The sequence below is a fragment of the Streptomyces sp. TS71-3 genome, from assembly GCF_018327685.1.
Lineage (GTDB): Bacteria > Actinomycetota > Actinomycetes > Streptomycetales > Streptomycetaceae > Streptomyces.
On the sequence record NZ_BNEL01000001.1, the window covers coordinates 5,391,654 to 5,412,743 of the forward strand.

General features: G+C 74.1%; 17 protein-coding genes. 11 read left to right on the forward strand and 6 right to left on the reverse strand.

Features of this window, described 5'->3' with window-relative positions; all coding sequences use genetic code 11:
- The first annotated feature begins 16 nt into the window (after nucleotides 1-16).
- The 6 genes from Sm713_RS22010 to Sm713_RS22035 all read left to right on the forward strand — a co-directional run bounded on the left by Sm713_RS22010 (nucleotide 17) and on the right by Sm713_RS22035 (nucleotide 8,010).
- Nucleotides 17-835, forward strand: coding sequence for a trans-aconitate 2-methyltransferase (locus Sm713_RS22010; RefSeq protein ID WP_212911277.1), 819 nt, complete (start codon nucleotides 17-19; stop codon nucleotides 833-835).
- 74 nt (nucleotides 836-909) lie between these two features.
- Entirely contained in the window at nucleotides 910-2,562 is a 1,653-nt protein-coding gene (locus Sm713_RS22015) for an ABC transporter substrate-binding protein (protein ID WP_212911278.1), read from the forward strand.
- On the forward strand, nucleotides 2,559-3,560 hold the full coding sequence (locus tag Sm713_RS22020) for an ABC transporter permease (protein WP_249416427.1): 1,002 nt from the start codon (nucleotides 2,559-2,561) through the stop codon (nucleotides 3,558-3,560). The genes Sm713_RS22015 and Sm713_RS22020 overlap by 4 nt, the downstream gene beginning before the upstream one ends.
- Nucleotides 3,557-4,489 carry an ABC transporter permease gene (locus tag Sm713_RS22025; RefSeq protein ID WP_212911279.1) on the forward strand — a complete coding sequence of 311 codons (933 nt, stop codon included), beginning with the start codon at nucleotides 3,557-3,559 and terminating at the stop codon, nucleotides 4,487-4,489. The genes Sm713_RS22020 and Sm713_RS22025 overlap by 4 nt, the downstream gene beginning before the upstream one ends.
- 101 nt (nucleotides 4,490-4,590) lie before the next feature.
- Nucleotides 4,591-6,153, forward strand: coding sequence for an ABC transporter ATP-binding protein (locus Sm713_RS22030; RefSeq protein WP_212912181.1), 1,563 nt, complete (start codon nucleotides 4,591-4,593; stop codon nucleotides 6,151-6,153).
- Nucleotides 6,154-6,345: 192 nt separating this feature from the next.
- A complete protein-coding gene (locus tag Sm713_RS22035) occupies nucleotides 6,346-8,010 on the forward strand; it encodes an L-fuculokinase (RefSeq protein ID WP_212911280.1) in 1,665 nt (554 codons plus the stop codon).
- A gap of 109 nt (nucleotides 8,011-8,119) precedes the next feature.
- Here the strand turns inward: Sm713_RS22035 and Sm713_RS22040 are convergent, their stop codons facing one another.
- Entirely contained in the window at nucleotides 8,120-9,604 is a 1,485-nt protein-coding gene (locus tag Sm713_RS22040) for a M1 family metallopeptidase (protein WP_212911281.1), read from the reverse strand.
- A 193-nt stretch (nucleotides 9,605-9,797) separates the two neighbouring features.
- On the reverse strand, nucleotides 9,798-11,057 hold the full coding sequence (locus tag Sm713_RS22045) for a glycoside hydrolase family 18 protein (RefSeq protein ID WP_212911282.1): 1,260 nt from the start codon (nucleotides 11,055-11,057) through the stop codon (nucleotides 9,798-9,800).
- Between the two features lie 366 nt (nucleotides 11,058-11,423).
- Here Sm713_RS22045 and Sm713_RS22050 point away from each other — a divergent pair, with 366 nt between their 5' ends.
- A complete protein-coding gene (locus Sm713_RS22050; protein WP_212912182.1) occupies nucleotides 11,424-12,680 on the forward strand; it encodes an acyl-CoA dehydrogenase family protein in 1,257 nt (418 codons plus the stop codon).
- Between the two features lie 607 nt (nucleotides 12,681-13,287).
- Here Sm713_RS22050 and Sm713_RS22055 read toward each other — a convergent pair.
- Entirely contained in the window at nucleotides 13,288-13,713 is a 426-nt protein-coding gene (locus tag Sm713_RS22055) for a hypothetical protein (RefSeq protein ID WP_212911283.1), read from the reverse strand.
- Between the two features lie 228 nt (nucleotides 13,714-13,941).
- Between Sm713_RS22055 and Sm713_RS22060 the strand changes: the two genes are divergently transcribed.
- From Sm713_RS22060 to fxsA, 4 genes are all read left to right on the forward strand, one after another.
- Entirely contained in the window at nucleotides 13,942-14,382 is a 441-nt protein-coding gene (locus Sm713_RS22060; RefSeq protein ID WP_212911284.1) for an Lrp/AsnC family transcriptional regulator, read from the forward strand.
- 52 nt (nucleotides 14,383-14,434) lie between these two features.
- Complete coding sequence (locus Sm713_RS22065) at nucleotides 14,435-16,051, forward strand: amidohydrolase (protein WP_212911285.1); 1,617 nt, start codon at nucleotides 14,435-14,437, stop codon at nucleotides 16,049-16,051.
- 528 nt (nucleotides 16,052-16,579) lie between these two features.
- Nucleotides 16,580-17,392 (forward strand): polyprenol monophosphomannose synthase, encoded by an 813-nt coding sequence (locus Sm713_RS22070; RefSeq protein WP_212911286.1) that lies wholly within the window; start codon nucleotides 16,580-16,582, stop codon nucleotides 17,390-17,392.
- 70 nt (nucleotides 17,393-17,462) lie between these two features.
- On the forward strand, nucleotides 17,463-18,044 hold the full coding sequence (fxsA, locus tag Sm713_RS22075) for an FxsA family membrane protein (protein ID WP_212911287.1): 582 nt from the start codon (nucleotides 17,463-17,465) through the stop codon (nucleotides 18,042-18,044).
- Nucleotides 18,045-18,152: 108 nt separating this feature from the next.
- Here fxsA and Sm713_RS22080 read toward each other — a convergent pair whose 3' ends face one another.
- From Sm713_RS22080 to Sm713_RS22090, 3 genes are all read right to left on the reverse strand, one after another.
- The gene (locus Sm713_RS22080; protein WP_010046329.1) at nucleotides 18,153-18,527 is read right to left on the reverse strand and encodes an RNA polymerase-binding protein RbpA; all 375 of its coding nucleotides are present in this window, start codon (nucleotides 18,525-18,527) and stop codon (nucleotides 18,153-18,155) included.
- Between the two features lie 266 nt (nucleotides 18,528-18,793).
- Nucleotides 18,794-20,170 (reverse strand): MFS transporter, encoded by a 1,377-nt coding sequence (locus Sm713_RS22085; RefSeq protein ID WP_212912183.1) that lies wholly within the window; start codon nucleotides 20,168-20,170, stop codon nucleotides 18,794-18,796.
- A gap of 54 nt (nucleotides 20,171-20,224) precedes the next feature.
- Entirely contained in the window at nucleotides 20,225-20,992 is a 768-nt protein-coding gene (locus Sm713_RS22090) for a glycerophosphodiester phosphodiesterase (protein ID WP_212911288.1), read from the reverse strand.
- Nucleotides 20,993-21,090: the final 98 nt, after the last annotated feature.

The window sequence follows — 21,090 nt, forward strand, 5'->3', positions numbered from 1 at the left end:
AGCTCAGGGAGCAGAGATGGTACGGAACACCCTGGCCGGCGCCCGGGAACTGGCCGGCTACGACGACGTCAGCCGGATCCGGCAGGCACAGGACCACGACTGGGCGCTGGACCTCGCGCCCGGTCCGCCTACGCGCGTCGCCGACCTCGGCTGCGGCACCGGCGCGCTGCTCGACGCCGCCCTCGGCCGCTGGCCCGGGGTGCGCCGGGCGCTCGGCGTGGACGGCGCGCCCGCCCGCGTCCGCGAGGCCGCCGCCCGGCTCGCGGGACGCGCCGAGGTACGCGAGGGCGACGTGCGCCGGCTGCCGCCGCTGGACGAGTCGTTCGACCTGATCACGATGACCTCCGTGCTGCACTGGCTCCACCCCGACGAGGCACGGGCGTTCGCCTGGGTCGCCGCGCACCTCGCCCCGTCCGGCGCCTTCCTCCTCACCACCCACCACCCGGACCCCGACCCGTCAGGACAGGGCGGCGAGGACGCCGTCGCCCGGGACGCGCTGGCCCTGCTCGGCATCCGCGGGCCGGACGCCCTGGACGGGATCGTGCCGATGGGCGAACGGGCCCGCACCGCCGACGCCGTCGCCGCACTGCTCGCCCGGGTCCTGGTGGTGGACCGCTGCGAGGAGCGGCGCGTGACGGTCAAGGCGAGCGGCGCCGACGAGTACCGGCGCTTCCACGCCGCGACCTTCGGCACCTACTTCAGCCGCCTGGTACCCGAGGACGCCCAGGAGGACTTCTTCGCCGCCGTCGGCGAGGCCGCCGCGCGGCGGATGGCCGAGCACGGCGAGGTCTACGGCATCACGGTGCGCGCCTGGCGTGCACGACCCGCCGGGTGACGAGCCCGGCACAGTCCCATCCGCACGACCGACCGGCACACCGTGCCATTCCGCAGAACTGAACGGAGCAAGCCTTGCACAGCCGCAGATCGTTTTTGGCGCTGCCCGTGGCCGCACTGGCCGTCTCGGGCCTGAGCGCCTGTTCCGCCGACGACGGGGCCGCGGAGGCCGGCGACGGCACGCCGCAGGACGGCGGCACCGTGACCTTCGCCACCGACGTGGAGCCGGAGATCCTGGACCCGCACGTCAGCCCGGCGGACATCGCGGGCGCCGTGATGCGCAACGTCTTCGACTCGCTGGTGGCCCAGGACGACAAGGGCGACTTCTCGCCCTGGCTCGCCACCTCCTGGAACGTCTCGGACGACGGCAAGGCCTACACGTTCGCGCTCCGCAGGGACGTGACGTTCTCCGACGGAACCCCGTTCGACGCCCACGCCGTCAAGGCCAACTTCGACCGGATCGTGGCACCCGCCACCAAGTCGCAGTACGCGGCCAAGCTCATGGGCCCCTACGACCGCACCGAGATCGTCGACGCCCACACCGCCCGGGTGCATCTGAAGGAGGCCTACGGGTCGTTCCTGCACGCGGTCAGCACCACCTACCTCGGCTTCTACTCGCCCAGGACGCTCAGCGCGCACCCCGACGAGCTGGCCGCGGGCAGCAGGTACAGCGTGGGCACGGGGCCGTTCAAGCTCGTCTCCCGCGTCAAGGGCCAGCGGCTGGTGTTCGAGCGCAACCAGGGCTACGAGTGGCCGCCGCCCGCCACCCGCACCACCGGGCGCCACCCGCACATCGACAAGCTGGTGGTCAGCTTCCTGCCCGAGAACGCCACCCGGCTCGGCGCCGTCACCTCCGGCCAGGCGGACATCGCCGACGCGGTGCCCGCCGGCCGTGTGAGCACCCTGAAGTCCGACACCTCGCTCAGCATCCGGGGCCACGACTCGCCCGGCATCGTCTACGAGTACTACTTCAACACCGAGCGCACACCGTTCCACGAGCGCGACGCGCGGCTCGCGGTGCAGTACGCGGTCGACACCGAGGCCATCACCAAGGCCGTCTTCGCCGGCCAGTACGACCGCGCCTGGAGCCCGCTCAGCTCCGTGACACCCGGCTACGACGCGCTGCTCCAGGGCACCTGGCGGCACGACCCCAAGAAGGCAGGGCAGCTCCTGGACGGGCTCGGCTGGACGGGCCGCGACAAGGACGGCTACCGCACCCGGGGCGGCAGGCGGTTCTCCGTCACCCTGCTGTTCCAGCCGCAGTACACCAAGACCGAGCAGCAGACCTACGACACCGCGGTGCAGGACCAGCTCAAGAAGGTCGGCATCGAGCTGAAGCTGGTGCCCCTGGACGTCGGCGCCTACGCGCCCCGGCGGAACGAGGGCGACTACGACATGATCGCCTTCGCCTGGGGCGGCGCCGACCCCGACCTGCTGCGCAACGTCTTCCACTCCGAGAGCCAGCTCGCCGACGGCGGCGCCAACGGGTCCCGGGTGCGCGACGCGGCCATCGACGGCTGGCTCGACCAGGCCAAGGCCTCCCAGGACCGCGCCGCGCGCGACGAGCTGTACGCCAAGGTGCAGCGCCGGGTCATCGAGCAGGGCTTCGCGCTGCCCGCCTACGTCGGCACCCGGCAGATGGCCGTCAGCGACCGGGTCGAGGGAGTCACGTTCGACGCCTCGGCCTGGCCGCTCTTCCACGACGCCTGGGTGGTCGACGGCAAGTGAGGAAGACCCCTGTCCCCCCGCGCCGGCGCGAGGCGCCCGGCGCGGGGGGCGCAGCCGCGGGGCCGGTGCTCCGCTTCGTGCTGCGGCGGCTGGCCGCCGGACTGCTGGTGCTGTGGGGCGCGGCCACGCTCGCGTTCCTCGCGCTGCACCTGGTGCCCGGGGACATCGTCGACACCCTGCTCGGTCCCAGCACCACCGCGACGCCCGCGCTACGCGCGCAGATCCGCGCGGACTACGGCCTCGACCAGCCGCTGCCCGTGCAGTACGCCCACACCCTCGCGTCGCTGGCCACCGGTGACCTCGGCCGCTCCTACCAGCTCGGCCAGCCGGTGACGGGCGTGCTCTCCGGGCAGGTGGTGCCGACGGTCGAACTGGCCCTGGCCGCCTGCGCCACCGCGCTGCTGCTCGCCTTCGCCGCGGCCTACGCCACGGCCGGACGCGGGCGCGCCGCCCGCACCGCGGCCTCCGGGGTGGAACTGCTGGCCACCTCGGTGCCGTCGTTCTGGCTCGGCATCCTAGGGCTGACGTTCCTCTCATACCGGTGGCACCTGCTCCCGGCCACCGGCGCCGACGGCCTCGCCTCGCTGCTGCTGCCCGCGGTCACCCTCGCGCTGCCCATCGCGGGCGTCCTGGCCCAGGTGATCAGGCAGGAGCTGGACCTCGCGGCGTCGCGTCCGTTCGTGCTTACCGCGCGCTCCCGGGGGGCGTCCGGGCACGGGGTGTTCCTCCGGCACACCGGGCGCCATGCCGCTCTGCCCGTCGCCACGCTCGCCGGCTGGATCACCGGCAGCCTGCTCAGCGGCGCCGTGCTCACCGAGACGGTGTTCGCCCGCCCCGGCCTCGGCCGGGTCCTGGTCACCGCCGTGACCGGCAAGGACATCCCGGTGGTCAGCGCCCTGGTGGTGCTGTCCGCCGCCGCCTTCGTCGTCGTCAACCTGCTGGTCGACCTGCTCTACCTGGCCATCGACCCCCGCCTGCGGACGGAGGCCCCCGTATGAGCCGGACACTCGACAGAACCGGCCGGACCCCGGCGCCGGACGGGGCACGGGGCCCGCACGGAACGGGCGGGGACACCGGCGCCGCCGACCCGGGCAAGCCGCGCCGCCGCCGGCGCGGACTCGTGTCACCGGCGCTCGCGGCGGTGTACGGCGCGCTCGGGGTGCTCGTGCTCCTCACCGTGTTCGCGCCCGGCCTGCTCGCGCCCTACGAGCCGAACGACACCCACGTGCTCTCGGCGTTCCAGGCGCCCGGCGCCGCCCACCCCTTCGGTACCGACGAACTCGGCCGCGACGTGCTGTCACGCGTGATCCACGGCGCCCGGACCTCCCTCACCATCGGCGTCGGCGCGTCCGCGATCGGCGTCGTCGGCGGGGCGCTGGTCGGGCTGCTCGCGGCCGTCGGCGGCTCCCGCACGGACCAGGTGCTGATGCGCGCCATGGACGTGCTGCTCGCCTTCCCGGAACTGCTCCTCGCGCTGCTGGTGGTGAGCGTGGTGGGCGCCGGGGCCGGCAACGTGCTGGCGGCGATCGGCCTCGCCGCGGTGCCCAACTACGCACGCCTGGTACGGGCGCAGGCGCTGGTCGTGCTGCGCTCCGGGTACGTCGAGGCGGCGGTCGTGCTGGGCGCCGGCCGGGGCACCATCGTGCTGCGGCACGTGCTGCCCAACGTGGCGGGCCCCCTGCTGGTGCTCGCCACCATCGGCACCGGCACCGCCGTGGTCTCCGGCGCCGCACTCAGCTTCCTCGGCCTCGGGCCCGCGCCGCCCACCGCGGAGTGGGGCGCCATGCTCTCCGAGGGTCGCGAATACCTCGCCACCGCCTGGTGGGTGGGCGTCTTCCCGGGCGTCGCCGTGGCCGCCGTGGTGCTCTCCCTCACGCTGCTCGGCCGCCACCTGAAGTCCCGCGCCGACACAGGAGAGCCCTCGTGACCGACAGAACCGGTACCGCCGGCGACACCACGGCCGGCGGAGCGGAGGGTCGCCGGGACGGCGGCACGGCCAGGCCGGCCTCGGCGCCGCTCCTGGTCGACGTGGCAGGGCTCAGCGTGCGGTTCGGCGAGGTCGGCGCCGTGCGCGGGGTGGACCTCCGGGTCCGGCCGGGCGAATGCCTCGCCCTGGTCGGCGAGTCGGGGTCGGGCAAGAGCACCGTGGCACGGGCGCTGCTCGGCCTCGCCGGGGCCGGCGCCGGCGTCACCGCCCGGCGGCTGGAGGTCGCGGGGCGGGACACGCGTGGCTTCACCGACCGCGACTGGCGCGCGGTACGCGGCCGGCACGCCGCCCTCGTCGCCCAGGACGCGCTCGTCTCGCTCGACCCGCTGCGCACGCTGCGCGCCGAGATCGCCGAGCCGATGCGGGTGCACGGCACGGTCGCCCGCGAGCGCATCGCCGAGCGCGTGGTCGAGCTCCTCGCGGCGGTCGGGGTGCCGGAGCCCGCGGCGCGGGCGGCGCAGTACCCGCACCAGCTCTCCGGCGGGCTGCGGCAGCGCGCCCTGATCGCCTCCGCGCTCGCCGCCGACCCGCGCCTGCTGATCGCCGACGAGCCCACCACCGCGCTCGACGTCACCGTGCAGGAGCAGATCCTCGGCCTCTTCCGCACCGCCAAGCAGTCGGGCAAGGGCATCCTCCTCATCAGCCACGACCTGGCCGTCGTCGCCCGGATCGCGGACCGCACCGCCGTGCTGCGGGCCGGCGAGATCGTCGAGGAGGGCCCCACCGCACGGCTCATCCGCCGCCCACGGCACCCGTACACGCGCAGGCTTCTGGCCTCGGTCCCCGCACCGCGCACCGCATCCGCAGCCCCGGAGGCCGCCGTCGTGCTCGCGGCCGGCGGCCTGCGCAAGAGCTACGGCGGCCGGCTCGCCGTGGACGGCGTGGCGCTGGAGCTGCGCGCCGGCGAGGCGCTCGGCCTGGTCGGCGGGTCCGGCTCCGGGAAGACGACGGTGGCCAGGCTGGCGCTCGGGCTGCTGCTCCCGGACGAGGGCGAGGTACGGCTCGACGGGGCGCCCTGGTCGGCGCTGTCCGAGAAGCGCCGGCGGGCACGGCGGCACCGCATCCAGCTGGTGCCGCAGGACCCGTACGGCTCCCTCGACCCGCGCTGGACCGTCCGCCGCCTCGTCGCCGAGGCGCTGCCGCGCGGTGCGGAACGCCCGGCCAGGATCGGCGAGCTGCTCGGCCTGGTGGGCCTGTCCGGCGACCATCTGGACCGCCGCGCCCACCAGCTCTCCGGCGGCCAGCGCCAGCGCGTGGCGATCGCCCGCGCCCTCGCCCCGGGGCCCGCGGTGCTCGTCTGCGACGAGCCGGTCTCCGCGCTGGACGTCTCCGTGCAGGCCCAGATCCTCGACCTCCTGGACGGCCTGCGCACCCGCCTCGGCCTGGCGCTGCTGTTCATCTCGCACGACCTCGCCGTGGTCCGCCACGTCAGCGACCGGGTCGCCGTGATGTGCCAGGGCCGGATCGTCGAGGAGAACACCGCGGCCGAACTGTTCGCGCACCCCCGGCACCCGTACACCAGGGAGCTGCTGGCCGCGTCCCCGGCCCTGGTCCGAGGGGAGGCGGCCTCAGGGGCGCAGCGGCGATCCGGGCGCCGGCGGTGATCCGCCCGGCGCCGTCCGCCGCTGCCCTGTTCGCCCTCCCGGCCCATCCCCACTCCGAGGCCGGTACGGCACGGTCGCCGGCCGGTGGTCCGGTGCGTCCCCGATCCTGTACTCGGCGTCCGCGGTCGCCCCGTACGTCCTGGCGCCCCGCCGGACGGGCCGCGGGTTCGCGCCGGCAGGCGGGAGCAACGGATGAACACAGGACCCGAACCGGGCAGCCCGACGGCGGGCGCCGGCTCCGGCGGTTCGGCCGCGCCCGATGGTGGCGGTGAGCCGCACGAGCCCGTGCCGGTCGGCCTGCCCCCGGCACCCGAGGACGGCCGCGCGTTCACGGCACCGGCCGACGCGCCCAGCGGCGCTGGAACCCCGCCGCTCGCCGGGCTCGACCTCGGCTCGACCCGCATCAAGGCCGTGGTGTGCGTACAGGACGGCCGGGTTCTCGGCGCCGCGGAACGACCCACCCCGCTCGGGGAGAACGACGCGGACGCGCTGGTCGCCGCCGCTCTCGGCACCCTCGCCGACGCGCTCGGCCGCAGCGGGCTCGCCCGCGCCGGGCGGGCCCCGGCCGCGGTGGGCCTGACCGGCATGGCCGAGACCGGCGTGCCGCTGGACCGCGAAGGGCGCCCCACCGGGCCCCTGCTCGCCTGGTCCGACCCGCGCGGCGCCGAGCAGGCGGCCCGGCTGGTCCGCTCGGTGGGCGCGGAAGCACTCCACGGCGCCACCGGCGTACGCCCCTCCGCGAAGGCGCCGCTCGCCAAGTGGTGCTGGCTGCGCGACGAGCGGCCCGAGGCGCTGCGCCGCATGGCGGTGTGGGCCGGCGCCGCCGACCTCGTCGCCCGTGCGCTGACCGGCGTCACCGCCACCGACGCCACGTTCGCGCAGCGCACCATGGGCTTCGACGTGCACCGGCGCCGCTGGGACCACGAACTCCTCGCGCTCGGCGGGCTCTCGGAACGGCGGCTCCCGCCCGTGCGCGAGCCGGGCGAGCCCGTGGGGCCGGTGACCGCGGAGGGCGCCGCGCGGGTCCCCGGCCTGCGCCCCGGCACCCCGGTCGTGATCGCCGGGCACGACCACCTCGTCGGCGCCTGGGCGGCGGGCGCGCGCACCGCCGGCGACCTCGCCGACTCGATGGGCACGGCGGAAGCGGTGGTCACGCTCGCGGACACCCCGCCCGACCCGGCCCGTGCGCTGGCGGAGGGCATCGGCTACGGGCGCCACGCCGACGGCCGCAGCTGGTACCTGATCGCCGGCACCGGAAGCTGCGGCGCCCTCGCCGACTGGTGCGCCGACCTGCTCGGGCTGCCGCCGGGCACCGGACGCCACGAGCGCTTCGGCGCGCTGCTGGCAGCAGCGGGCCTGGGGCCCACCGGGGTGGTCGTCGAGCCGTACTTCACGGGCCGCACCGCCCCCGCGCCCGATCCCCACCGGTCCCTGGCCCTGCACGGCCTCGGCCCCGGCGACGGGCCCGCAAGGCTGGCGCTGGCCGTCGTGGAGGCCACCGCCTACCAGGCGCGTTGGATGGCGGAGGCGCAGGCCGCACTGGTCGGCGCCCCGCCGCGCAGGACCCTGCTGCTGGGCGGCCCCGTCGCCCAGCCCCGCTGGCCGCGCGTCAAGGCCGCGGTCGGCCCCTGGCCGCTCCACGTGCTCGCCGAGCACCGGGCGCCCGCGGTGGGGGCGGCACTCCTCGCGGCCCCCGCCGCGGGCCTGCCGGCGCCGGACCCGCTGCCCGTCACCCGGCTGCGCCCTGGCCCCGACGAGGACCCGGCCCGCTATGCGGCGGTGTACCGGGACGCGTTCCTGCCGGCCGTGCGGCGCCCCGCCGTTCCCTCCGGGGGCCCCGAGTCGCGGCGGTCGTGACCACCGTGCGGCCCGGGACGGGACCTTCGGCGGGAGGAGCCGCGCGCCTCACGGGCAGGACGGCTGCGGCCCCCCGCGTCACGGGCAGGACGGCGCTGCGGCCCCTGCGTCACGACACGACCGGGTCGACCACCCAGTCGGGGTGCCCCGGCATCGGCGGCGTCGTGGCGCCGTACAGCCACGGGCGCAGGAAGCCGCCGAGGTCCCTCCCGGCCACCTGGGACGCCAGGTCGATGTAGTCCTGCGTGCTCGCCGCCCGGCCCCGGTAGCGGGCGAACCAGGTCCGCTCGATCCGCTGGAACGTCGCGTCGCCGACCTTCTCCCGCAGGGCGTACAGCACCAGCGCGGAGCCGTCGTAGCGCATCTTCTTGAAGAGGTTGGGCTCCGTGGGCTCGGCGGGCGCGCCCACGTCGTGCCGCCACTGGTCGTGCTGGCGGTACGCCTCCTTCATGGCGGCCTCGAAGCTGTCGCCGCCGTGCGCCTCGGAGTAGAGCCGCTCGTAGAAGCGGGCGTGGCCCTCGCTCAGCCACAGGTCGGACCAGGTCTTGAGTGCCACGCTGTCGCCGAGCCACTGGTGGGTCAGCTCGTGGACCATGTTGGTCTCGGCGTCGACCCGGGTGCCGAGCAGGTCGGCCTTGGGGATCAGGGACAGGCCCTGCGTCTCCAGGGCGACCCCGAGGTCCGTGTCGCCGACCAGGATGCCGTAGCTGTTGAAGGGGTAGCGGCCCAGCCGCTGCTCCAGCCAGGCGATGTGACCCGGGGTCAGCTTCAGGTGCTGCTCGGCCGGGGCGGCCAGCGCGTCCGGGACGACGTCGCGGACCGGCAGGCCGCCCGGTCCCTTGCGGTCCACGAAGGTGAACCGCCCGATGCCCAGCTGAACGTACTGCGGGGTGACGGGCTGCTCGGACTCGTACGTCCACCTGACCCGACCGTCGGCGCCCGTGGTGCGGCCCGCGAGCCGGCCGTTGGCCACGGCCTTGAGGTCCGGGGGAGTGGTGATGTGGAAGGTGAACGGGGCCCGGAGGCTGGGGTGGTCGTCGGCCGGGAAGATCATCTTGGCGCCGTTCGGCTGCGGGTACAGGATGGTCCCGTCGGGTGTGGGGATCCAGCCGTAGTCCGAGATGGCGTCGTCGCGGTGCCGGGTCTGGGCGGGGTCCGCGGTGTAGGAGACCGTGACGGTGAAGGTGCTCCCGTCGGCGATCGGGGCCGCGGGCGTGACCACCAGCTCGTCGCCGTCCCGCTGGAAGGCGGCCGGCTCGCCGTTCACCCTGACCGTGTGCAGGGTGTTGCCCGCGAAGTCGAGGTCGAAGCGGGAGAGCGCCTGGGTGGCGGTGGCCCTGATCGTCGTCGTCGCCTCGAACGGCGTCCTCGGGGCCTGCCAGTCGAAGTCCAGGGTGTAGTGGCGGACGGTGTAGCCGCCGTTCCCGTCCAGCGGGAAGATCGGATCGCCGAGCCCCGGGGCACCCGGCGAGGGTGCCGGTGCGGTGGACGAGGCGGCGTAGGAGACCGGCGCGGTCAGGGCGGCCACGGCGGCGACCGCCGCGGCCAGGGCCGGCACGGATCTGCTGCGGCTCGTGGTGCGATGCATGCTCATCGGAACCTTCGGTCGGCGGATGCTCTCTGTCGGCCTGTGGGGGGAGCAGGCGTCGACTGGTCAGACGCGCGAGATCCGTGGGGCGTTGTGCGCCGCGAGCGCCGAGAGCGCCGGGAGGGCTGGGAACGCCGAGGGGAACGGGAGGAACGCGGAAGGGGCGGAGGCCCGAAGGCCCCCGCCCCCCGCCGTCCGCTCAGCTGACGGCCTTGATCAGCTCGCCGTTCGAGGTGTCCCCGCTGAGCTCCCAGAGGAAGGTTCCCCCGAGGCCCTGCTGGTTCTTGTACGTCATCTTCCCCGCGATGGTCGACGGGGTGTCGTAGCTCCACCAGTTGCTGCCGCAGTGCGCGTACGCGGTTCCCGCGACCGTCCCGGTGGCCGGGCACTTGGCCTTCAGCACCTTGTAGTCGTCGATGCCCTGCTCGTACGTGCCCTGCGCGGGACCGGTGGCGGTGCCGCCCGGCGCGTCCTGGGTGACGCCCGTCCAGCCGCGCCCGTAGAAGCCGATGCCGAGCAGCAGCTTGCCGGACGGGATGCCGAGGCCCTTGAGCTTCTTGATGGTGGCGTCGGTGTTGAACGCGGCGTTCGGGATGCCGCTGTAGGACGTCAGTGGCGAGTGCGGGGCGGTGGGACCCTGCGCGTCCCAGGCGCCGAAGTAGTCGTACGTCATGGGGTTGTACCAGTCCACGTACTGTGCGGCGCCGGCGTAGTCCGCGGCGTCCAGCTTGCCGCCCGAGCCGGCGTCCGCGGCGATCGCCGAGGTGACCAGCTCACCGCCGAACCTGGCGCGCAGCGCGGCCATCAGGTTGCGGTAGGCGTCGCGACCGCTGGTGTCGCACGTCAGGCCGCACGCGTTCGGGTACTCCCAGTCGATGTCGATGCCGTCGAAGACATCGGCCCACCGGGAGTCCTCCACCAGGTCGTAGCACGACTGGGCGAACGCGGCCGGGTTCTGCGCGGCCTGCGCGAAGCCGCCGGACCAGGTCCAGCCGCCGAAGGACCACAGCACCTTCAGGTTCGGGTGGAGCTTCTTGAGCTTGCGGAGCTGGTTGAAGCTGCCGCGCAACGGCTGGTCCCAGGTGTCGGCGACCCCGTCGACGGACTGGTCCGCCGTGTATGCCTTGTCGGTGTCGGCGTAGGAGTCGCCCATGGTGCACTTGCCGCCCTGGACGTTGCCGAAGGCGTAGTTGATGTTCGTGAGCTTCGCGGCGGAGCCGGAGGTCTCGATGTTCTTGACGTGGTAGTTGCGGTCGTAGACGCCCCATTCGGTGAAGTAGCCGACGACCCGTGAGCCGGCGGCGACCTGGGCGCCGGCGTCCGGCTGGGCGCTGGCGCTGCCCGCGCCGGCGAGCAGCCCCGCGCCGAGTGCGGCGCAGCAGGCGGCGGACACCAGGGCCCGCAGGCGCGCGCCGGGTCTGAGGGATCTGGGCACACGTGATCTGAGCGGTCTGAGCATCGGTTCTCCTCGTGGGGGAGGGGATCGAACGTCGTCGTACGTGCCGTGCCGTGGACCTCTGAGCGCCCGGGTGAACAGATGAGGGCGCTGGCTGAACAGTAGAGAGGACTAGACCATTGCGTCAATGGTGTGTACCAAGCATGTCGGGAGGCCCCTCGGCGCATGGACGGAGCGCGAACCGCCACGTCTCATTTCCCCCGATACGCCGGTGACGGTCCGTCTCCAATCGGGCATACTCAACCCGCCACCGCCGCTGATCAGTGCCGTCCGTGACCCGGGCAGCCCGGTTCGGCAGCGGTGCAGCACGTTCCCGGGGACACCCCGGACCCGGCGGCGCCGCCACACCCCGTGCGCGTGTCCGCCGTCATGCCCGACAGGGAGGAGAGCAGCGCCATGCCAGAGGTGACGGGGGACGCGCTCAGCGTGTCGTTCGAAGGCAGCGGAGGAAGACCCCGGGGCAGCGGCCCCGGACCCGTGGACCGGCTCCTTCCCACCGAGGAGTCCCGCGACCTGCTCGCGCTCGTGCGCGAGGTGGCGCGCCGGGAGATCACGCCGGTCGCGGCGGAAGAGGAGGACGCCGGGCACTTCCCGAGGGCCCTTTTCAGGCTGCTCTCCACGTCGGGGCTGCTCGGCCTGCCCTACGACGCCGAGTACGGAGGCGGCGGCCAGCCGTACGAGGTCTACCTTCAGGTCGTCGAGGAACTCGCCGCCGCCCGCCTGACCGTCGGGCTCGGCGCGAGCGTGCACACCCTGTCCAGCCATGCCCTGGCCTGCTTCGGCAGCAAGGAGCAGCGGGCCGAGCACCTGCCCGCCATGCTCGGCGGGGGACTCCTTGGGGCGTACTGCCTCTCCGAGCCCGGCTCGGGCTCCGACGCCGCGTCGCTGCGCGCCAGAGCGGTGCGCGACGGCGACGACTGGGTGCTGACCGGCACCAAGGCATGGATCACCCACGCCGGCGTCGCCGACTTCTACACCGTCCTCGCCCGCACCTCGGACGAGGGCTCACGCGGCATCACGGCCTTCCTGGTGCCGGGGGACGCGCCGGGGCTGAGCGCCGCCGCACCGGAGCGGAAGATGGGCATGAAGGGCTCGCCCACCGCCCTGGTCCACCTGGACGGGGTGCGGGTGCCCGACGCCCGCCGGATCGGCGAGGAGGGCCAGGGTTTCGCCATCGCGCTGTCCGCGCTGGACTCCGGGCGGCTCGGGATCGCGGCCTGCGCGGTCGGGCTGGCGCAGGCCGCCCTGGACGAGGCCATGGCGTACGCCCTGGAGCGGCAGCAGTTCGGGAGGCCGATCGCGGACTTCCAGGGGCTGCGGTTCCTGCTCGCGGACATGGCCACCGCCGTCGAGGCGGGTCGCGCCCTCTACCTGTCCGCGGCCCGGCTGCGCGACGCGGGCAGGCCCTTCTCCCGGCAGGCCGCCATGGCGAAGCTCCAGTGCACCGACGCCGCGATGCGGGTCACCACGGACGCCGTCCAGGTGCTCGGCGGATACGGCTACACCGCCGACTTCCCCGTCGAGCGCTACCTGCGCGAGGCCAAGATGTTGCAGATCGTCGAGGGCACGAACCAGATCCAGCGCGTGGTCATCGCCCGTCACCTGCTCGGTCCTGAAACGGGCTGACCCGGCGGAACGGGACCGGGGGCGCCGCGAGCCTCACCCATTCGGGGTCGTGGCGCCCCGGCAGCGTCTTGCCCCGCTCCGCCCAGGAGCGCAGCAGGGCACGGTAGATCGGCGGGTCGGGCTGCGGCGCCCGGGGTGCCAGGCGAATCGATTCTGCCGAGACGGGTACCAGAAGGCGGCGACGGCGACCCGTCGCCTGCCAGATCGGAGCGGTCATACGCTGCCAACGCCGCCGGTGCGCACCAGGTCACCGCCCGGGGAAATCGTCCGTCAGTTCACGCCCCGCGCGGTGGTCGTGCGCTGGGCGCCGCGCCGTCGGACGCCGAGCACGCGTTCACACGCTGAGCCCGCGTCAGGAGTCGAGCACGTGTCAGGGACCGAGCAGGCGTCACGCGCCGAGCACATGTCAGGAGTCGAGCACGTCTCAGGAGCCGTCGGCTTGTGAGGCCTCGACGACCGGCGGCCGGCCGCGGGAGCCCGCGGCCACCCGGAGTCACCGGGCCCGGCCATCCGTGGAACGGGCCGGCCGGGGCCGCTGTGCGGTACCGGGGAGCGTGCCCAGGCCGCCCCAAGGCGGCGTGCGGTGCGTGGGACGGCGGGACGGCGCTCAGGCCGCCGGGCTGCGCAGCTGCGGGGCCGGCATGGGCCGGGAGCCCGGTCCGCCCACGTGCGAGAACGGCTGCGTCCGCCAGTCCAGGCTCTGGGGCAGCGTCAGCAGCAGGGGCGCCTCCGGCTCCTGGTCCCCTGACGAGGCGTCGGGTGACCAGGCGTCCGCCGCCGGGCGTCCCGTACCCGCGCAGACCTGGAGGCCGAACGGGTCCCAGGGCGAGGGGCACAGCGCGTGCTCGGGCAGGGCGTCCTCGTCGGCGAGGAGCGCGATGGACTGGGCGCAGTCCGGGCAGATCACCCGGTAGGTCTCGAAGGTGTCGTCGGAGTCGAACTCGGAGTCAGGTTCGACACCCTCCGGCGCGGGCTCGATGGCCGGCTGCTGCTTCGTGCGGGCAGCACGACCGGGGCGCTTCAGGCTCTGCATGGATATGTATCCCCCTCGGGTGGGCCGACCGGCCGTTGCGACCGCGACCAAGGCAAGCATTTCCCGTCCCGCCCGGCGGATAATCGCGGCATGCCGCCCCACCCCCCGGGAACGTTGTGGTTTTCATCACATGAACGCCCGGGTGTCTGACGTCCCGTTTAGCGCGCCGCCATGAGGGCCGTCGTTCGAGTACCCGCGGTGAACAGCGGCACTGTAGGTTCTTGCGGCATGGAGGAGCTGGATCGGCGGATCGTACGACTGCTCGTCGAGGACGGGCGGATGAGTTATACGGACCTGGGCAAAGCCACAGGCCTGTCCACCTCGGCCGTGCACCAGCGGGTGCGCCGGCTGGAGCAGCGCGGTGTCATCCGCGGCTACACGGCCGTCGTCGACCCGGAGGCGGTCGGGCTGCCGATGACGGCGTTCATCTCCGTGAAGCCGTTCGACCCCAGCGCCCCCGACGACATCGCGGAGCGCCTCGCGGAGGTGCCCGAGATCGAGGCCTGCCACAGCGTCGCGGGCGACGAGAACTACATCCTCAAGGTCCGCGTCGCCACCCCCTACGAGCTGGAGGACATCCTCGCCCGGGTCCGCTCCCTCGCCGGTGTCTCGACCCGTACGACGGTCGTCCTCTCCACCCCGTACGAGGCCCGCCCGCCACGCCTGTGACGCACGGGTGTCCCGTGACCTGAGGGAACGCCAGGGCGAGCACACTGGTCCCATGACACACCGCACCACGCTGCTGCGCCGCGGCACCGTCCACAGCCCGGCGGACCCGGGCGCCACCGCCATGGTCACCGAAGGGGACCGGGTGGCCTGGGTGGGCTCGGAGGCGGCCGCGGACGGATTCGCCGACGGGGTGGACGAGACCGTCGATCTCGAAGGCGCCCTGGTCACCCCGGCCTTCACGGACGCCCACGTGCACCTCACGTCCACCGGCCTCGCGCTCACCGGACTCGACCTCAGCACGGCCGGCTCGCTCGACGACTGCCTGGCGCGGATCCGGGCGCACGCGGCCGCCCGGCCCGGCGACCGGGTGCTCCTGGGGCACGGCTGGGACGCGGCGCGCTGGCCCGGCGGCCGGCCGCCCACGCGCGTGGAGCTGGACGTCGCCACCGGCGGCCGGCCGCTGTACCTCTCCCGCATCGACGTGCACTCCGCCGTGGTCACCAGCGCGCTGCTGGACCTGGTGCCGGGCATCGCCGACCGCGCCGGCCACCACCCCGAGGGACCGCTCACCCGCGACGCCCACCACGCCGTGCGCGCCGCCGCCCTCGGCGCCGTCACCCCGCGGCAGCGCACCGAGGCCCAGCGCGCCGCCCTGCGGCACGCCGCATCCCTGGGCATCGGGACCCTGCACGAGTGCGGCGGGCCCGAGATCTCCAGCGAGGACGACTTCGCGGGGCTGCTCGCCCTCGCCGCCGCCGAGCCGGTCCCGCGGGTCATCGGCTACTGGGCGGCCCGGGTCTCCGGCGAGAAGGACGCGGCGCGGGTGCGCGACCTCGGCGCGCTCGGTGCCGCGGGCGACCTCTTCGTGGACGGCGCCCTCGGCTCGGGCACCGCCTGCCTGCACGCCCCTTATGCCGACGCGCCGGGTACCGGTGCCGCCTACCTGGACGCCGACGACATCGCCGCGCACGTCGCCGCGTGCACCGAGGCGGGGTTGCAGGCCGGGTTCCACGCCATCGGCGACGCCGCCGTGAGCGCCGTCGTCGAGGGGACGCGGGCCGCCGCGGACCGCGTCGGCCACGCGCGGGTGCGCGCCGGGCGGCACCGGATCGAGCACGCGGAGATGCTCACCCCCGAGACGGTCGCCGGCTTCGCGGAACTGGGCCTCACCGCGTCCGTCCAGCCCCGCTTCGACGAGCTGTGGGGCGGTGAGGCGGGCATGTACGCCGACCGCCTCGGCGTCGAGCGGGCCCGCACCCTCAACCCGTTCGCCGCGCTGCTGCGGGCCGGGGTGCCCCTCGCGCTCGGCTCCGACAGCCCGGTGACCCCCCTGGGCCCGTGGGCGGCCGTGCGCGCCGCCGCCCACCACCACACCCCGGAGCACCGGATCTCGGTGCGCGCCGCGTTCACGGCGCACACCCGGGGCGGGCACCGCGCCGCCGGCAACGACGACGGGGGAGTGCTGGTGCCGGGGGCGCCGGCGGACTACGCCGTGTGGCGCGCTGGCGACCTCGTGGTGCACGCCCCGGACGACCGCGTGGCCCGCTGGTCCACCGACCCCAGCTCACGGGTGCCCGGCCTTCCGGACCTCGCGCCCGGACTCGACCTGCCCGTCTGCCTGCGCACGGTGGTCGCGGGACGGACGGTCCACATGCGGCCGGCCGGGTGATGTCGGGGACGCGCACCGCGCCGGCCGGGGCCCCGTCCCGCGCAGGACGGCCGGGGCTGCCACCGCGCTGACCTGCGGATCGCCGGGACACCCCAGGTCGGACCGCTGTTGACAGGAGGCGGCCGGTGGTGGGTAGGTTCGGCCGGGTCCACCGCTGGACGTCCGACCGCGGCGCCTTGAGGCAGTCGTCCGACGTCGCTGGGCCATGGGGTGGTGCCCGCACCGGTGCACCGCCGCTGGGAGCCAGGCTCAGCGCCCGCGGTACGGGGGCGCGGGAGCCGGGCCGCCGAAGGGCGTCCCCCGCCGCTCGCCCGCGAGCGACGGAGACGGTGCGATCCGGACGGGCCCGGCCGGCTCAGTAGACAACGGCTCTCGGTCGATCCGCAGCCAGCGGGTCCCAGGCCGGCCCGAAGGGCGCCGGGCCCGTCCGCCGTATGCAGCCTGATCCCGCGCGAAAGGCCCGTGCCGCCACGGCACCCCAGGCCGCGGCCATTAAGGTGGCCCCTGTCACGACAGAAGGGGCAGTTGGTGAACGAGGGCGATGGGGTGTCCGAGGCGCCCGAGCGGGGGAGCAGGTTCGGCCCGCTCGGTACGGCCTTGGTGATCATTCCGACCTACGACGAGGCCGAGAACATCAAGTCCATCGTGGGCCGGGTGCGGGAGAGCGTGCCCGAGGCGCACATCCTCGTCGCCGACGACAACAGCCCGGACGGCACCGGCAAGCTCGCCGACGAGCTCGCCGTGGTGGACGATCAGGTCCATGTGCTGCACCGTACCGGCAAGGAGGGGCTGGGCGCCGCCTACCTGGCCGGCTTCCGGTGGGGCCTGGAGCGGGACTACGGCGTGCTGATCGAGATGGACGCCGACGGCTCCCACCAGCCGGAGGAGCTGCCCCGGCTGCTCACGGCGCTGGGCAGCGCCGACCTGGTGCTGGGGTCCCGCTGGGTGCCGGGCGGACGCGTGGTCAACTGGCCCAAGTACCGGGAGATGATCTCCCGGGGCGGCAGCACCTATTCGCGGGTGCTGCTCGACATGCCGCTGAAGGACATCACGGGCGGCTTCAGAGCCTTCAGACGCGAGACCCTCGAAGGGCTCGGCCTGAACCAGGTCGCATCCCAGGGCTACTGCTTCCAGGTCGACCTGGCCCGCCGGGCGGTCCGGGCCGGATACCAGGTCGTGGAGGTGCCGATCACCTTCGTGGAGCGGGTGTACGGGGACTCCAAGATGAGCCGCGACATCTTCGTGGAGGCACTCTGGCGGGTCACCGCCTGGGGCGTCACGGAGCGGTTCGGCAAGCTGCTCGGTCCTCCCGGAAGCGACCGGGGCACGGTGGGGAAGTGACGGGGGACCGCCTCCGGAAGTGATCGGGGGGCCGGTGCCGAACGGGCCCCTGCCCAGGCACACTGGAACCATGACGACTGGCGCACCGCCCCCGACCCACTCCGCAAGGCCCCGGCGTTCGCGTGTCCGTGCCGTGCTGCCGCTCGGCATCGCCGTCTGGGTGGTGCTGGAGATCTGGCTGCTGGTCCTGATCGGCGATGTGGCGGGCGGCTTCACCGTCTTCCTGCTCCTGATCGCCGGCGTGGTGGCCGGCGGTGCCGTGATCAAGCGGGCCGGCCGGCGGGCGTTCCGCAATCTGAACCGGACCATCCAGGCACAGCGGGGCGGCGCGGCGCCTGAAGGCGAGGAGCACACCGAGGGCAACGGCCTGCTGATGCTCGCCGGTCTGCTGCTGATCATTCCCGGCCCGATCTCCGACGTCCTCGGGCTGGTCCTGCTGGTTCCGCCGGTGCGCGGAGCCCTGGCGCGGCTCACCGAGCGGATGGTGGAGCGCAGGCTGACCAGAGCCGTGCCGGGCACCTGGGGCGGGGCCTTCCAGAAGGCCCGGATGCAGCAGCAGGACGGAAAGGTCGTGCCGGGTGAGGTGGTCCGCGACGACGAGCCGCACGACCAGCGCGGTGACTCGGGGCCGCGCCCGCCGCTCACGGGCTGACGCCGAGTTCGCCGGCCGAGCCGGCACCGGGAACGCATACGGCCGCGGGCCGTGACCCGAAGGTCACGGCCCGCGGCCGTGCACGTGCTCCACCCCCCGGTGGGGTTCTCAGGCGGACTTGCGGCTGTCCCGGGGATGGATGGCGATGTTCATCGCGCCTGAGCGCAGCACCGCCAGACGCTCCTCGAGAACCTCTTCGAGCTCCTCGCGGGTGCGCCGCTCCATCAGCATGTCCCAGTGCGTACGCGCGGGCTTCGCCTTCTTCTCCTCGGGGCCGTCACCGTCCACGAGGAGCGCCTGCGCCCCGCAGACCTTGCACTCCCACTCCGGCGGAATCTCCGCTTCGACAGAGAAGGGCATCTCGAAACGGTGCCCCTTCTCGCATGCGTACTCCACGGCCTGGCGCGGAGCCAGGTCGATGCCGCGGTCGGTCTCGTAGCTGGTCACCACGAGGCGCGTGCCGCGAAGAGCTCGCTCACTCATGAATCGTGCCTCCCGGGCTTGATGCCCACAGGACAGGTGTCGCTGTCGTCGTCATCCGGTCAACGTCCGGTCGGCGGTAAAGATTCCCGTTCAGGGTCATGCGTCGCCGTCGTAGCCGCAGCCTTGCCAACCAGTTCCGTACCCGCCGTCGCCCGGTTTGTCACATCTGACAGGAGATGTCACCCAGCGTTTCCGCTTCCTTGACGTGCAGTAACGGTACGTCCAGCAGGCCAAAGGCGTACACTACCGGCCTTTGCCCTCCGGTGTTAAATCCGCTCCGGTACCGGATTGCCCGCGGCCTGGATCGCGCGCCGTACCGGGACCCTCGCGAGCAGGGCGAATCCCAGCGCGAAGAAGACGATCAGCGACACGATCGCGGTCCGGTAGCTGCCGGTGAGCTGGTACGTCAGGCCGAAGAGCAGCGGTCCCACCCACGCGAGGCCGCGGTCGCTCACCTCGTAGGCGGAGAAGTACTCGGCCTCCTTGCCGCGCGGCACCAGGTGCGAGAAGAGCGAGCGGGAGAGCGCCTGGGTGCCGCCGAGCACCAGGCCGATGGCGGCGGCCAGCACGAAGAACCACACGGGGGCGCCCGCCGGCAGGAAGTATCCGGTCACCAGCGTCGCCGTCCAGGCCACCAGCGAGATGAGGATGGTGCGCCGCGCCCCGTAGGCGCGCGCCATCCGCCCCATCCCCAACGCCCCTCCGATCGCCAGCACCTGCACCAGCAGCACCGCCATGATCAGCGTGGACTGGCTGAGGTCCAGTTCCTCGGCGCCGTAGACGGATGCCTGGGAGATGACCGTCTGGATGCCGTCGCTGTAGACCAGGTACGCCACGAGGAACGCGAAGGTGAGCGGGTGGTGGCGCATGTCCCGGACGGTCGCCGCCAGTTGCCGCCAGCCCTGCCCGCTCCCGGCCGCCGCGGGCCCCGCCTTCCGCCGGTCGCGCAGCCTGCGCAGCGGGATCACCGCGAAGCCGCCCCACCAGATGCCCGCCGTGGCCAGGCAGATCCGTACCGCCGTGCCCTCGGAGACGCCCAGGCTGTCGTGGGCCGTGAAGAGCAACAGGTCCACCAGGAGTACGAGTGCGCCGGAGGCGTAACCGAACGCCCAGCCCCTTGACGAGACCGCGTCACGCTCCTCCGGCAGGGCTATCTGCGGCAGATAGGAGTTGTAGAGCGCCATGGAGACGGCGATCGAGGCGTTGGCGACGATCAGCAGCAGCCCGCCGAGGAGGTAGCGGTCGCCGTCCAGGAAGAACATGCCGGTGGTGGCGGCCGCGCCCAGGTAGGCGGCGGCCCCCATGAGGGGCTTCTTGCGCCCGGTCCGGTCGGCGGCCGAGCCCGCGAGCGGCATCACCAGGATCGCCAGGATGACGGAGGCGGACACGCAGTAGGGGAAGAAGGAGCCCGCCCGCACGGCCACCCCCAGCGGGTGCACGTAGCCGTGCGCGTCGGCCGCGGTCTTCGCCACGTCCGTCAGGTACGGGCCGAGGAACACGGTCAGGACGCTGGTCGAGTAGACCGAGCACGCCCAGTCGTAGAAGTACCAGCCGCGCTGCTGGCGCCGCCGGTCCGCCGCATCGGACGGGACGGCCTCCCCGTCGGGCGCGCTCCCGCCGCTCCCGCCCGCCGTGGTGTCCACGGTGTCGCTGCTCACGCGCCCTCGCCTCTCCTCGGCCCCGTACCGAGGCAGCGGTCAGACCCAGCTGCCCCGGTCCTCGAGGACCGCACGCAACGTCTTGATCTGATCGGTCATGATGCCATCAACTCCGAGGTCCAGGAGCCGGTGCATCTCGTCCGGGTCGTCGATGGTCCACACATGGACGTGGAGGCCGCGGGCGTGCGCGGCGCGCACGAAGCCGCGGTCGACCACCCGCACCCCGGACTGGGCCACCGGCACCTGCGCGGCCACGGCCGATCCCCGGGGGCCGGTCGGGAGCCCGTACGAGCGAAGCCGCAGGCCGAGCACGCCGAGGGTGCCCAGGGAGGTGGCGAGCCGGGGCCCTGCGATGCGCTGGGCGCGGGCGACGCGCGCCTCGGAGAAGGAGCCCACGCAGACGCGGTCCCACGCCTTGGTGCGCGCGATGACGTCCAGCAGCGGTTGCAGCGTGGGCTCCGCCTTCATGTCCACGTTCCAGCGCGCGTCGGGGAACGTCTCCAGCAGCTCCTCGAAGAGCGGCACGGGCTCGCTGCCCGCCACCCGCGCCTCGCGGACCGCGCTCCACGGCAGGTCGGCGATGCGCCCCGCGCCGTCGGTCATCCGGTCCAGGGTGTCGTCGTGGAAGGCGACCAGCACGCCGTCCGCGGTGGCGTGCACATCGGTCTCGATGTAGCGGTACCCCGCGTCGACGGCCCGGCGGAACGCGGCCATGGTGTTCTCCAGGCCGTCGGCGGCCCCGCCGCGGTGGGCGAACGCGATCGGGCCCGGGTGGTCCAGGTACGGGTGGCGTGTCTGCGTGGTCACCGCCGCAGTATGGCGCCCTCCGGTGACCCCTCGGCGACGACCGTGCTTCAGGTGGATGCCGTGTGGGCGGCGATGCGAGTTCGTCGAACCACCCGCCC